This is a genomic window from Stenotrophomonas sp. 71799_Sma (assembly GCF_056482505.1).
This window is the reverse complement of record NZ_CM151202.1, coordinates 2,899,578-2,911,812: the sequence shown is the minus strand read 5'-3', so window position 1 is coordinate 2,911,812 and position 12,235 is coordinate 2,899,578. Positions and strand designations below refer to the sequence as shown.

Sequence of the window (12,235 nt, the reverse complement as noted above, 5' to 3'; positions counted from 1 at the left end):
GCACAAGCTTGTGCTGGCGGCCTTTTTAGGCTTCGTAGGGGGTAAAAGCGCGCATGTCGACCATCCGTCCGGTGTTCTACGTTTCCGATGGAACCGGTATCACCGCTGAAACCATTGGGCATAGCCTGCTTACCCAGTTCTCCGGGTTCAGCTTCATTACCGATCGCATGTCGTTTGTCGACGACCCCGAAAAAGCGCGTGAAGCCTGTGCCCGGATCCAGGCGGCAGGGGAGCGGTACCAGGTCCGGCCGATCGTGGTGAACTCCTGCGTGGACCAGAGCCTGAGCCTGATCCTGGCCGACAGCGGCGCGCTGATGCTGGATGTGTTCGCGCCGTTCATCGAGCCGTTGGAGCGTGAACTGGCCAGTCCGCGCCTGGCCCGGGTCGGCCAGGCGCACGGCATGGTGGATTTCGACACCTACCACCGCCGCATCAACGCGATGAACTTCGCCCTGACCCATGACGATGGCATCGCGGTGAACTACGACGATGCCGACGTGATCCTGGTGGCGGTGTCGCGCGCCGGCAAGACGCCCACCTGCATCTACCTGGCCCTGCATTATGGGGTGCGCGCGGCCAATTACCCGCTGACCGACGAAGACCTGGAAAGCGACCGCCTGCCGCCACGCCTGCGCAACTACCGGCGCAAGCTGTTCGGCCTGACCATCGACCCGGACCGGCTGCAGCAGATCCGCCAGGAGCGCCGCCCGAACTCGCGCTACGCAAACCTGGACACCTGCAAGCGCGAGGTGGCTGCGGCCGAGGTGATGTTCCAGATGGAGCGGATCCCGACCCTGAGCACCACCCATACCTCGATCGAGGAGATTTCCAGCAAGGTGCTGGCCACGCTGGGGCTGCAGCGCGAGCTGTATTGATCCTCATCTGGTAGAGCCGGCCGCTGGCCGGCTGGTGGATGAACCCTCGGCCGCGATGCAGAGCTGCCGGCCAGCGGCCGGCACTACCCAGGGGTTGGCTTGCACGTGCGCGCCCCCACGTTGAAGCACCAACGTGTAGGATCGACCCATGGCCCGAGCCTTGCCCCGCACCGAACGCATTCCCCGCCTGAGCCGGCTGAGCTGGCTCATGGGCCTGTACGCGGAAAACTACCGCCATCTGGTGCGTCTGTTCGAACCGGCCGGACTGGTGGCGGGCAGCTACATTTCCTCGATCGGCGACGGCCTGGATGTCCGCCTGGACGTGATCGAGTGCCACCGCTACACGGTGGAACTGCGCCTGACCTACGACCTGGCCGACCCGGTCACCGGTGAGCCGGATCCGTCGGCCTATGTGCGTCTGTACCGTGACGCGCGCCAGGCCGAGACCACCCACTGCTACGTCGGCCGTCGCTGGCAGGACACCATGGGCCTGTACCCGCCGCCGGCGGAGCTGATCAGCCACCGCATGCGGATGAACACCTTCCTCGGCAAGTGGCTGGAGTACCTGGCCGAGCGCGGCCACGGCGTGGCCACCCTGCGCCGCGATCCCGACGGTGCTGGCACACCTGCCGAGCGCCGCCTGTCGCTGGTGCGCTGATCGGCCATAATCCACGGCTGACCTGCCGCTGGATGCTGCCCCATGCCGTACACCCCGATCGTCGCCACCCTGGGCTATGTGCTGTCGCCTGATCGTCGCCAGGTGCTGATGATCCATCGCAATACCCGTCCCGGTGACCACCACCTGGGCAAGTACAACGGCCTGGGCGGCAAGATCGAAGCGGACGAGGATGTGGCGGCCAGCATGCGCCGCGAGATCGCCGAGGAAGCCGGCATCGACTGCACCGGCATGCGCCTGCGCGGCACCATCAGCTGGCCAGGCTTCGGCAAGCACGGCGAGGATTGGCTGGGTTTCGTGTTCGTCATCGATGGATTCGAGGGCACCCCGCACGGCGGCAACCACGAAGGCACGCTGGAGTGGGTGGACCTGGACAAGCTGGACACCCTGCCGATGTGGGAGGGCGACCGCAACTTCCTGCCGCTGGTGTTCGACGCCGACCCGCGCCCGTTCCACGGCGTGATGCCGTACAAGGACGGGCGCATGGTGAGCTGGTCCTTCAGCCGCCTGTGAGCCGGGAAATCGGGTAGCTGCCAACCTTTGGTCGGCACGCTCTTCTGGCAAATTAATACCCGGGCAATATTGACGGGAGAGAATTACCCGGGCAATATTCGCGCATCGCCTCTGATGCCGTTGCCATGCCTGCGTCCCGACTTCCTCCCTTCAGTTGTTTCGACGGCCATCGCCTGGTCGCTTCCGGTACGCCGGAAGTGGCCGCGCTGGCGCTGAAGCAACTGCGTGTCGACAACGCTGCCGGTCCGCTGCTGGTGTTCGACAACGCCACCGGCCGCACCCGTGATTTCGATACGCGTGGCAGCGACGCAGAACTCCTGGCGCGGGTAAACGAAGCGTTTCCCGCCGCCGTGGAGACGGAGCCCGACGTCACTGCCGAAGAGGCGCCCGCAACCCCACGTGGCCGTGGCCGCCCCAAGCTGGGTGTGGTCGCCCGAGAAGTGACCTTGCTGCCGCGCCATTGGGCGTGGCTGGCCGAGCAGCCTGGCGGTGCCTCGGTGGTGCTGCGCAAGCTGGTGGAGGCGGCCAGCCGTGCCGGTGCTGACAAGGACCGCCAGCGTCGTGACAGCGAGCGTGCCTATCACTTCCTGCAGACCATCGCCGGTGACCTGCCGGGTTTCGAGGAGGCGATCCGTGTCCTGTTCGCGCATGACCGCGCGGGCCTGGAAGCGGCGTTGCGGAGTTGGCCCGCGGATGTGCGCGCCCACGCTCTGCACTTGGCCTTCGACGATCCTGCGGACCACATCGACGGCTGAGCCATCGCGCCGTTGCTGAGCGACGGCCCCACCTGACCGCGGGTCCAGGCCCGCTTCCCCTGTGCGTGCTTTGCTGGCGGAAACGCCGGGCAGGGCGGCGCCTTGCCCAGAGAACCCCATGAGCCCCCCTGTACATCCGATACCTCCGGCAGCACCCCCGCTGTGGCGCACCTATCTGACCCTGCTGCTGCCGATGCTGCTGACCAATGCGCTGCAGCTGGCCGCAGGCACGCTGGACAACATTTACCTCGGCCATCTGCTCGGCACACAGGCAGTGGCTGCAGCGGCTGCGTTCTTTCCGGTCTTCTTCCTGCTGTTGGCCCTGGTAATGGGCCTGGCGACCGGTGCGATGGTGCTGATCGGCCAGGCCTGGGGCGCGGGCCGCCCGCAGCAGGCACGCGCCGTGGCTGGCAGCGCGGTGGCGCTGATCCTGCTGCTGTCGGTGCTGGTGATGGCTGTGGGCGGCGGCTTCGCACCACAACTGCTGGTGGCGTTGGGCACGCCGGCAGCGGTCCTCAGTGAGTCCATTGTCTACGCACGCGTGCTGTTGCTGACGGCACCGGTGTTCTTCCTGCTGTGGCTGGCCACTGCGGTGAGCCGCGCGGTGGGCGATGCGAAGACACCGCTGCATGCGCTGCTGCTGGCCACGGTGGTCGGCCTGCTGTGCACGCCGCTGCTGATCCTCGGCTGGGCCGGCCTGCCGCAGCTGGGTTCGGCCAGTGCGGCAGTCTCGGCGGCGTTTGCCTCGCTGCTGGCCCTGGCCTGGCTTATGTGGCGGTGGCAGAGGATGGAGCACCCGTTGGCGCCGGGACGTGAGCTGCTGCGTGCCATCCGTTTCGATGGCGTGCTCATCCGCGCGATGCTGCGCATCGGCGTACCGTCATCGCTGCAGATGCTCAGCCTGGCCATTGCCGAAATCGTGTTGCTGGGCTGGATCAACCGCTACGGCTACACGGCCACGGCCGCCTACGGTGCGGTCAACCAGTTGATGAGCTGGGTGCAACTGCCTGCGATGTCGCTGGGGATCACCGCCACCATCCTCGCGGCGCATGCGATGGGCGCGGGGCGTACGGCACGGCTGCCCGCCATCGCTCGCACCGGTGTGCTGCTTGGGCTGGCGATGCTGAGCCTGGTGGTGCTGCTGGTGATGGCGCTGGCGCCCTGGCTGACCGGGCTGATTCTGGCGGCCGCAGAGGTGCGCGAATTGGCCGCATCGCAGCTGCGCACGGTGGTATGGGGCGTGCTGGCGATGGGAGGTAGCGCGGTGCTGGTCGGGGTAATGCGCGGCAGCGGCACGGTTTTGCTGCCAGCGTTGCTGGGCATGGCAGCGGTACTGCTGCTGGAGCTGCCGTTGGCGATGTGGTTGCAGGCGCGGCATGGTTTGGCCGGCCTGTGGTGGGCGTGGCCGCTGGGGTTGCTGGCGATGCTGGTGATGCAGGTGTTCTGCTTCGCGCGTTGGCGGCGCCGGGTGCAGGCTGGGTAGTGCCGGCCGCTGGCCGGCAACGCGGAACGGTCGGGGCAGCCGGCCAGCGGCCGGCTCTACCACTCGGTCGGCTCGCGTCCGGCGCGGTGGTTATGGTGTGCCTGGCCGCTGGTGATGCAGGTGTTCTGTGTTGCTCGCTGGCGCCGGGTGCGGGCTGGGTAGTGCCGGCCGCTGGCCGGCAACGCGGAACGGTCGGGGCAGCCGGCCAGCGGCCGGCTCTACCACGTGGTCGGATCACGGTCGTTGCGGCGGCTGCGGTGGGCCGACCACTGGTGATGCAGGTGTTCTGTGTTGCTCGCTGGCGGCGGGTGCAGGCTGGGTAGTGCCGGCCGCTGGCCGGCAATCCGGAATGCCGCGGCAGCCGGCCAGCGGCCGGCTCTACCACGCGTTCGGATCACAGTCGTTGCGGCGGCTGCGGTGGGTCGGCCACTGGTGATGCAGGTGTTCTGCGTTGCTCGCTGGCGGCGGGTGCAGGCTGGGTAGTGCCGGCCGCTGGCCGGCAATCCGGAATGCCGCGGCAGCCGGCCAGCGGCCGGCTCTACCACGCGTTCGGATCACAGTCGTTGCGGCGGCTGCGGTGGGTCGGCCACTGGTGATGCAGGTGTTCTGTGTTGCTCGCTGGCGGCGGGTACAGGCTGGGTAGTGCCGGCCGCTGGCCGGCAATCCGGAATGCCGCGGCAGCCGGCCAGCGGCCGGCTCTACCACTTCAGCGCCGCTGTGCCAGCAGCAGATGGAAGTGCTTTTCGCGGATCTGGCCGTCATTGCCGGCTGCGGATTCCCGGTGGCTGCGCCAGGCCGAGACGCGGAAGCCCGATACCCGCAGCGCCAGCTCCACCGCGTCCAGCTCATGCAGTTGGAAGTCGGCAGCAAATGGCAGGCTGCGCATGAAGCTGGCGTCGCCAAAGGCCAGGCACAGGCGGCCGCCCCGGCGCAGCACACGCGCCAGCTCGTCCAGCACCGGCGCCAGGTGGGGCCAGAAGTACAGGGTGTTGACCGCCAGCGCGGCATCCATCGCGGCATCGGCGACCGGCAGCGCATGAGCGTCGCCGTGTCGCATCGCGGCACGCTCGGCCAACCCGGCGCTGGCCAGGCGCTGGTTGCCGGCCTCGACCATGGCGGTGGACAGCTCAATACCCAGATAGTGGCTGCCGGTGGCCTGCAGCATCAGCGGCGCGAAGGCCGCATTGCCGGGGCCGATCTCCAGGACCCGTTCGCCAGTACCGACGGCCAGCAGCCCGATCGCGGCCAGGTTGAGTGCGCCGTTGCTGCGGTTCATCGAGTCGGCCACCGCCAGCGCGGCCTCGCCATGGGGCTGCCGCAGCTGTGCGGCCAGAGTGGGAGCATCCAGCATCATCATCGTCCGTTGCAGAGTTTCGGACGTGGCGGCGGCGGGTCCGCCGGTGACCATAGCGCCGACCTTGTGGCTTGGGAAGTAGGGAAACCCCGCTTCGGGGTGATGAGGAAATGTCCAGCGTCGCAGTCGGTGAGATCTGGTTGTCCACAGGGGGTGTGGATTACGCGTGGGCAACTTTGTGGATAAGCCGCGACAGGCGCCACCCCCCTAGGCTGTCAAGATGGGTGGCGAAAAATTCACCGCCGGTGAGGACAGGTGAGGGAGCGGTGAAGGCTGGGGCCTGCCAGCGCTGTCGCCAGTGGCGGCGCTCGCGGTAACCTGTGGGCCTTGATGCTCCGTGAGACCCCATGAAACGTCACTTCTCGATGCTGCGCGAATTCCAGCTGGCCGACTGGTTCACCCTGGCCAATGCTTTCTGCGGCACCGGTGCGGTCTTTGCCGCAATGCGCTTCCTGCAGGACGGCGAGCGCGGCTACCTGCTGTTCGGCATGGCGTTGATCCCGCTGGCTTTCATTTTCGACGCCCTCGACGGGCGCATCGCGCGCTGGCGCAAGTCCAGCTCCACCCTGGGCCGCGAGCTGGACTCGCTGTCCGACGTGATCTCCTTCGGTGTGGCCCCGGCGGCGCTGGCCTACGCCTGCGGCATGCAGGGCGGCTGGGACTGGCTGGTGCTGAGCTATTTCGTCTGCTGCGGCGTCAGCCGCCTGGCGCGCTACAACGTCACCGCCGAGGCGCTGGCCGGCGACGAGGGCAAGGTCGCGTATTTCGAGGGCACCCCGATCCCGACCAGCCTGGTGCTGGTGATCGTGCTGGCGATCGCCGCCGGTACCGATGCCATCGGCCAGAACATCTGGTTCGGCCAGTGGCAGATCGGCCCGTGGCAGCTGCACCCGATGGTGCTGTTGTTCGCCCTGTCCGGGTCGCTGATGATCAGCAAGACCCTGCGTATCCCCAAGCCATGAGCCAGCCCTGCGGAGGCCTGCGATGACCAGCTCGGCCCACGACGCCGGCAGCAGTGATTTCGAAACCCTGGCCCGGCAGTACTTCGGCGCCTGGGGCGATGCCCTGCGCCACGCCAGCACGCCCGGTGCGCCGGCAGGTGACGACCCCGGCAGCTGGCAACGGCTGTTCGACTGGTGGGGCCAGCTGTTGCCCGAGCAGGGGCAGGGCGCGCCGGAAGATGCCGTGCGCCGCTTCCGCGAACAGGCGGGCAGCTGGTACGGCACCATGCAGGAAGTGGCCGCGCGTTTCGCCGGCCGCGACGCCAGCAGTGCCGATGTGGCACAAGCCTGGCGCGAGGCGGTGCAGGGGCAGGGCGACGGCATGCTGCAGTGGATGCTGCAGGGCGCCCGTGGCAGTACCCACGCTGGCGCCGCTGTACCGGAGTTTGCCGCCTGGCTGCAGCAGTTCCAGCTGCAGGCCGGTCCGTGGCTGCAGAGCCCGGCGTTCGGGCCCGGCCGCGAGCACCAGGCGCGCTGGCAGGCGCTGCTGCGGGCGCAGGAGGAATACCAGCAGCATTCGCGCGCCTATGTCGATCAGATCAAGCAGGCGCTGGATGAGGCCTTCGCGTTGTTCGAGCAGCGCCTGGCCGAGCACGAGCAGCCAGGCAGCCAGCTGACCAGCGCCCGCGCGATGTTCGACCTGTGGATTGAAGTGGCCGAGGAGGCCTATGCCAAGGTCGCCATGTCCGAACCGTTCCAGCAGGTGTATGCCGCGCTGGGCAACGCTCAGATGCGCCTGCGCGCCGGCCTGCAGCGCGAGGTGGAACAGATGAGTGAACGGATCGGCCTGCCGACCCGCAGTGAGATGGACGCCGCGCACCGCCGCATCGCTGAGCTGGAGCGCAGCCTGCGCCGCCTGCAGGCACAGGTGGTGGCCATGGCCGGTGCGGGCGAGGTCGATCCGGTGGCACAGCCGGCGCCGGCGAAGGTGAAGCCGGTCGCGCGCAAGGCCGCGAAGAAGGCCGCGCCGGCAAAGAAGGCGGCTGCGAAAAAGGCGCCTGCGAAAAGGGCTGCACCAAAGGCAGCGCCCCGTACTTCCACGCGGACGCGTGACCGATGAAAGGACCGCTGGGCTTCAACGCCGATGACCTGATGCAGGAAACCCTGGCCATGCAGCGCAAGCTGATGGAAGGGCTGAAGCTGCTGCCGCAGGTGGAAGACGTGGACTATGGCGTCACCGCCCGCGAGGAAGTCTGGCGCGACGGCAAGGTGGTGCTGTACCGCTTCGTCGGCGAACAGGCACCGACCCGGCGCACGCCGTTGCTGATCGTCTACGCGCTGGTCAACCGGCCGTACATGGTCGACCTGCAGGCCGATCGCTCACTGGTGCAGAAGCTGCTGGCGCTGGGGCAGGACGTCTACGTGCTGGACTGGGGTTACCCGGATCGCTCGGAGCGCTTCCAGACCCTGGAGGACTATCTGCTGCGCTACATCGATGGCGCGGTCGATGCGCTGCGCGCGCGCAGTGGTGGACCGGTCGACCTGCTCGGCATCTGCCAGGGCGGCGTGTTCGCGCTGTGCTACGCCGCGCTGCGCCGGCAGAAGCTGGGCAAGCTGATCACCATGGTCACCCCGGTCGATTTCCACACCGCCGACAACATGCTCTCGCACTGGGCGCGGCAGGTGGATGTGGACCTGCTGGTTGACACGCTGGGCAACATCCCGGCCGACCTGATGAATGCCAGTTACCTGATGCTCAAGCCGTTCCGCCTGAACGTGCAGAAGTACGTCGGCCTGCTCGACATCCTCGATGACAAGGCGGCGCTGGAGGATTTCCTGCGCATGGAGAAGTGGATCTTCGATTCACCGGACCTGGCGGGCGAGGCGTTCCGCGACTTCATCAAGCAGTTCTACCAGGGCAACGGGCTGATGAACGGCACGGTGCGGATCGGCGAAGAGGCGGTGGATCTGTCGAAGGTGACCCTGCCGGTACTGAACATCTACGCCGAGCAGGACCACCTGGTGCCGCCGGATGCCTCGCGCGCAATGCGTGGACGCCTGGGCACCGAGGATTACACCGAGTCCAGTTTCCGTGGCGGCCATATCGGCATCTACGTGTCCGGTCGCGCGCAGCGCGAAGTGCCGGCCACGATCGATGGCTGGTTGAAGGCGCGCGACGTGTAAGGCTTGCTTCGCTTTTGTAGAGTCGAGATCCTATGTTCGCGGTCAAGCCTGCTGGAAGCAGGCTTGACCCACCTTCAGCATGGCCGGATCGAAGTCCCGGCCGCTTTTGAAGACACCCCAGGCGATCCTGGCCAGCTTTCTGGCCAGGATGTTGAAGACGGCGGTGCTGGGGTGACCGCGTTTTGACAGCTCGTCGTAGAGCGGTTGCCCCCGGCGACACCGCTTGAGCCCCATTGCGGCCATGTAGAGCATCTGGCGCAGCACTGGCGCGCCCTGTTTGGACAGCCGACGCCGTCCCGTTCTGCCGCCAGACTCGTTGGGCCGGGGATCCAGGCCGGTGCAGGCGATCCACGCGTTGGCGTTGGCCAACGGCCAGCGCGTCATGTAGTAAATCAGGTGAGCGGCGACGGCAGGGCCGATACCAGGGATGGTCAACAGGCGCTTGTAGAGCGCGCCATGCTCTCCATCGCGACCCAAGCGCTGCAGTTCGCTTTCCAGCTCGGACAGCGTCCCAGCCAGAGCGCAGAACAGATCTGACAGCTCCCCGGGGGCACTTTTGCTTACCCCGAAGGATTGCTCCAGGCGCGCGCGTGTCTTTACCAGCGTCTGCCGCTTGCGCAGCAAATCGTGCATCTGCTGCTGCTCGTCGGTACGCGGTACGTATTCACGCAGGCGATCGTTCTCCTTCTTCACGTACCGGGCGATCGCTTCGGCGTCCATGGCGTCCGTCTTGCCACGCGAGCCCGTCGCCCGGCCGTAGTGCTTGATCAGACGTGGATTGATCACATAGACAACGTGGCCTGCTTGGCCAGCCATCCGAGCCAACAACTCGTAGTACCGCCCCGTCGCCTCCATGCCAATCCGGCATCGCTGGGGCAAGGTGTTGAGCCACTGGGCTATGCCGGCCCGGGTGTTGGCGATCCTGTCGCCGGCCTTGCGGTCGGCCACTGCCGGTACGAACTCCTTGGAGTCCACGTCCACGCCAATATCGAGAGAATCAGACATTTGTACGGCTCCCAGCTATCTTTAAGGGGCTGGGGTGGTACCGCACCGACGTTAGCTTGCCTACATCGACGATCCCCTTTGGGGGCCGTACGATCCTTTATCGACGTTCGTGTGCGGGATGGGGATCGCTCGACTCGTCTGTCGGCTAGTATCCGCAGATGCATGCTTGACGGTCCCTCCACCCTGGCTCCTACATACCTCGTAGGAGCCGGGAGGAACATACAAGCTTGCTCGACTGCCTTGGAGAATAATGATGTCGCAACGGTTCACGCTGCTGCTTGCCACGCTGCTGCTGGCAGCACCTGTTGCCCACGCCGCACCCAGTACGGATGCACGCCGGGAGATCGCCCAGCTGATCTCCAGCCTGGACGGCTCCCAGTGCCGGTTCCAGCGCAATGGCAGCTGGTACGACGGCAGCGATGCGCGGTCGCACCTGCAGCGCAAGTACGATTACCTGCTGAAGAAGAACATGGTGGACAGCGCCGAGCAGTTCATCGAGCGCGCCGCCAGCCAGAGCAGCATGAGCGGCAAGCCCTATCGCATCCAGTGCCCGGGGCAGCCTGAACAGACTGCAGCCGCCTGGTTCGGCGCCCGCCTGCAGGCCCTGCGCCACCGCACGCCGTAGACATAGGGGCGGTGTAGAGTCGAGCCATGTTCGACTGCTTTTTCCCGTAGCCCAGGAGAACCGCCATGAACACCACGCCGCGCACGCTGTCGCGTTCATTGAACGACCGCATGATCGCCGGCGTGATGGGCGGCATCGCCCATCGCTTCGGCTGGAATCCCACGTTGGTGCGGATCGTGTTCGTGCTGGTCTCGATCGGTTCGGCGGCCTTCCCTGGCATCCTGGTCTACCTGATCCTGTGGCTGCTGATTCCCAACGAGGCCGATTGAAGACTCCCGTGACGCCCCGGCCGGTCTGGCTGCGCGCGCTGCAGGTGCTGGGCGCGGTGTGGACGTCCCCCAATTCACTGCTCGGCCTGATCGGTGGACTGGCCGGCATGCTTGGCGGGGCGACGCTGCGCTGGAGCGGCCGTGACAGCGCGTTGGTGTTCGATCGCTGGCCGTGGGGGCCGGGTGGGGCGATCACCCTGGGCAATGTGATCCTGCACACCGCGCATGACCTGGGCATTTCCTGCCGCACCTATGCACACCAGGCGGGGTGGGGCGTGGAGCCGCTGATCCGGCTGGATGACCACGAACGCGCGCACGTGTACCAATACATGGTGCTGGGGCCGCTGTACCTGCCGGTGTACCTGCTGTGTGGCGGGGTGAGTGCGCGCAACCCGTTCGAGCGCGCGGCCGATCATTTCGCCCGGTTCGGGCGTGGCTGGTGGCCGTAGGTTCCAGCCAACGGCGCAGCCCCTCGTGGCTTGGTCGCGGAATACGTTTCATGTGATTGGGCCGGGCGGGGTGGGTTCGCGGGACACGCCGTAAACCCGTCCCTGGGGGCTCGATGGCGCCATCCATGGCGCCAACGGTCCCGCGAACCCACCCCACCCGGCCTCTGACAGTTTCCGTGCGCGTCCAGCCACGGAGAAGAAAAAGAACAGCAGAAGCGGGTCGCGCGCTGCGCTTGCTCGCGAGCCGAGCCTGCGGTCGGCTTCGCGGACTGGTCTGAAAGCAGCCGAGCGTGGGCTCGGCTCTACAAAAAGCGGCCAGCCAGGCTGCTTTTGCTTTTGATCTTCTTTTTTCTTCTCCGTGGGTGGTAGACGCAGCAGAAATCTGTCAACGGCCGGGTGGGTGGGGCTGGCGGGGTATCCGCGGCATGGATGCCGCGGCTAAGCCCCCAGGGACGGGTTCACGGCGTCCCCGCCAGCCCCACCCACCCGGGCAGCCCACAGGAAACCGGCTTTCCGCGATCATCCCAAACCACCCACGAGGGGCTGCGCCGTTGGCTGGAAACCCCGATTCGTTAGTCGGAAGTTAAAGATCCGTAAGCATTCTGCTGCGATCCCGCAGTCATCTGCATGCAACCGATCGTCATTAGCCTTCGTGACGTTCCAGTCAGGTTCGACGCGGTAAGCTCTCCCTCGATGAGCTCGCAGCATCGCTCATCGAGTGCAGTACGCAGTAGCAATTTGGAGGAATACATCACATGGCAATCGTTCTTTATGTCGGTGGTAGCAAGGATGGCGAGAAGGGCGTGGTGCCCTACGGCTTCAGCAAATCCCGCGCCGACACCGCGCTGGGGCCGGAGTTCTACACGGAGCGGTTCATGGAACTGCAGGGTGTCGGCAAGGTCCGCCTGATGGCCCTGGAAGGCATGCGTGACGAGATCGTCATGCAGCGCGCCGCCCGCCACTACCGCTGACCTCCGCAACACGCGGCAGGGCGCGCCCACCATCGCGCGCCCGCGCCGGCATCCCAGCCCAGGGCCAGTCCGAGCCCTCTTTTCGCCAGGATGCCGGCGTCCACTCCGGCCTCGCTGCTGAACCTCGCCCCCTGT

At 66.7% G+C, this 12,235-nt stretch carries 14 protein-coding genes; 12 read left to right on the top strand and 2 right to left on the bottom strand.

All coding sequences use genetic code 11. The features are described 5' to 3' along the window. Positions 1–53 precede the first annotated feature (53 nt). From ppsR to ACZK4Z_RS13455, 5 genes are all read left to right on the top strand, one after another. Entirely contained in the window at positions 54–875 is an 822-nt protein-coding gene (ppsR, locus tag ACZK4Z_RS13475; RefSeq protein WP_006452040.1) for a posphoenolpyruvate synthetase regulatory kinase/phosphorylase PpsR, read from the top strand. Positions 876–1,023: 148 nt separating this feature from the next. Continuing rightward, on the top strand, positions 1,024–1,533 hold the full coding sequence (locus tag ACZK4Z_RS13470; RefSeq protein WP_049398213.1) for a DUF1249 domain-containing protein: 510 nt from the start codon (positions 1,024–1,026) through the stop codon (positions 1,531–1,533). Between the two features lie 42 nt (positions 1,534–1,575). Then, positions 1,576–2,064, top strand: coding sequence for an NUDIX hydrolase (locus tag ACZK4Z_RS13465; protein ID WP_049462146.1), 489 nt, complete (start codon positions 1,576–1,578; stop codon positions 2,062–2,064). A 125-nt stretch (positions 2,065–2,189) separates the two neighbouring features. Then, on the top strand, positions 2,190–2,819 hold the full coding sequence (locus ACZK4Z_RS13460) for a DUF2239 family protein (protein WP_478450859.1): 630 nt from the start codon (positions 2,190–2,192) through the stop codon (positions 2,817–2,819). A 118-nt stretch (positions 2,820–2,937) separates the two neighbouring features. Continuing rightward, positions 2,938–4,302 carry an MATE family efflux transporter gene (locus ACZK4Z_RS13455; protein ID WP_478450858.1) on the top strand — a complete coding sequence of 455 codons (1,365 nt, stop codon included), beginning with the start codon at positions 2,938–2,940 and terminating at the stop codon, positions 4,300–4,302. Positions 4,303–5,008: 706 nt separating this feature from the next. Here the strand turns inward: ACZK4Z_RS13455 and ACZK4Z_RS13450 are convergent. Then, on the bottom strand, positions 5,009–5,659 hold the full coding sequence (locus ACZK4Z_RS13450; RefSeq protein ID WP_134952214.1) for a class I SAM-dependent methyltransferase: 651 nt from the start codon (positions 5,657–5,659) through the stop codon (positions 5,009–5,011). Positions 5,660–6,003: 344 nt separating this feature from the next. Here ACZK4Z_RS13450 and ACZK4Z_RS13445 point away from each other — a divergent pair, with 344 nt between their 5' ends. The 3 genes from ACZK4Z_RS13445 to ACZK4Z_RS13435 are packed head-to-tail and all read left to right on the top strand — an operon-like array spanning position 6,004 to position 8,781. Next, complete coding sequence (locus tag ACZK4Z_RS13445; protein WP_032130352.1) at positions 6,004–6,618, top strand: CDP-alcohol phosphatidyltransferase family protein; 615 nt, start codon at positions 6,004–6,006, stop codon at positions 6,616–6,618. Between the two features lie 22 nt (positions 6,619–6,640). Next, complete coding sequence (gene phaE / locus ACZK4Z_RS13440; RefSeq protein ID WP_189721025.1) at positions 6,641–7,717, top strand: class III poly(R)-hydroxyalkanoic acid synthase subunit PhaE; 1,077 nt, start codon at positions 6,641–6,643, stop codon at positions 7,715–7,717. Further along, complete coding sequence (locus tag ACZK4Z_RS13435) at positions 7,714–8,781, top strand: class III poly(R)-hydroxyalkanoic acid synthase subunit PhaC (protein WP_071227618.1); 1,068 nt, start codon at positions 7,714–7,716, stop codon at positions 8,779–8,781. Before phaE ends, ACZK4Z_RS13435 begins: the two co-directional genes overlap by 4 nt. Before the next feature lie 42 nt (positions 8,782–8,823). Here ACZK4Z_RS13435 and ACZK4Z_RS13430 read toward each other — a convergent pair whose 3' ends face one another. After that, positions 8,824–9,786, bottom strand: a complete 963-nt coding sequence (locus ACZK4Z_RS13430; RefSeq protein WP_107314971.1) for an IS110 family transposase — start codon at positions 9,784–9,786, stop codon at positions 8,824–8,826. A gap of 253 nt (positions 9,787–10,039) precedes the next feature. Between ACZK4Z_RS13430 and ACZK4Z_RS13425 the strand changes: the two genes are divergently transcribed. From ACZK4Z_RS13425 to ACZK4Z_RS13410, 4 genes are all read left to right on the top strand, one after another. Beyond that, positions 10,040–10,411, top strand: coding sequence for a YfeK family protein (locus ACZK4Z_RS13425; RefSeq protein ID WP_071229599.1), 372 nt, complete (start codon positions 10,040–10,042; stop codon positions 10,409–10,411). A gap of 65 nt (positions 10,412–10,476) precedes the next feature. Continuing rightward, a complete protein-coding gene (locus tag ACZK4Z_RS13420; RefSeq protein WP_006374017.1) occupies positions 10,477–10,680 on the top strand; it encodes a PspC domain-containing protein in 204 nt (67 codons plus the stop codon). Positions 10,681–10,724: 44 nt separating this feature from the next. Further along, on the top strand, positions 10,725–11,129 hold the full coding sequence (locus ACZK4Z_RS13415; protein WP_478451549.1) for a hypothetical protein: 405 nt from the start codon (positions 10,725–10,727) through the stop codon (positions 11,127–11,129). 755 nt (positions 11,130–11,884) lie between these two features. Then, entirely contained in the window at positions 11,885–12,100 is a 216-nt protein-coding gene (locus ACZK4Z_RS13410; protein WP_005410085.1) for a hypothetical protein, read from the top strand. Positions 12,101–12,235 lie beyond the last annotated feature (135 nt).

Coding starts and splice junctions, on each gene's coding strand:
- ppsR (WP_006452040.1), top strand. CDS start 54: ATGTCGACCATCCGTCCGGTGTTCTACGTTTCCGATGGAACCGGTATC.
- ACZK4Z_RS13470 (WP_049398213.1), top strand. CDS start 1,024: ATGGCCCGAGCCTTGCCCCGCACCGAACGCATTCCCCGCCTGAGCCGG.
- ACZK4Z_RS13465 (WP_049462146.1), top strand. CDS start 1,576: ATGCCGTACACCCCGATCGTCGCCACCCTGGGCTATGTGCTGTCGCCT.
- ACZK4Z_RS13460 (WP_478450859.1), top strand. CDS start 2,190: ATGCCTGCGTCCCGACTTCCTCCCTTCAGTTGTTTCGACGGCCATCGC.
- ACZK4Z_RS13455 (WP_478450858.1), top strand. CDS start 2,938: ATGAGCCCCCCTGTACATCCGATACCTCCGGCAGCACCCCCGCTGTGG.
- ACZK4Z_RS13450 (WP_134952214.1), bottom strand. CDS start 5,659: ATGATGATGCTGGATGCTCCCACTCTGGCCGCACAGCTGCGGCAGCCC.
- ACZK4Z_RS13445 (WP_032130352.1), top strand. CDS start 6,004: ATGAAACGTCACTTCTCGATGCTGCGCGAATTCCAGCTGGCCGACTGG.
- phaE (WP_189721025.1), top strand. CDS start 6,641: ATGACCAGCTCGGCCCACGACGCCGGCAGCAGTGATTTCGAAACCCTG.
- ACZK4Z_RS13435 (WP_071227618.1), top strand. CDS start 7,714: ATGAAAGGACCGCTGGGCTTCAACGCCGATGACCTGATGCAGGAAACC.
- ACZK4Z_RS13430 (WP_107314971.1), bottom strand. CDS start 9,786: ATGTCTGATTCTCTCGATATTGGCGTGGACGTGGACTCCAAGGAGTTC.
- ACZK4Z_RS13425 (WP_071229599.1), top strand. CDS start 10,040: ATGTCGCAACGGTTCACGCTGCTGCTTGCCACGCTGCTGCTGGCAGCA.
- ACZK4Z_RS13420 (WP_006374017.1), top strand. CDS start 10,477: ATGAACACCACGCCGCGCACGCTGTCGCGTTCATTGAACGACCGCATG.
- ACZK4Z_RS13410 (WP_005410085.1), top strand. CDS start 11,885: ATGGCAATCGTTCTTTATGTCGGTGGTAGCAAGGATGGCGAGAAGGGC.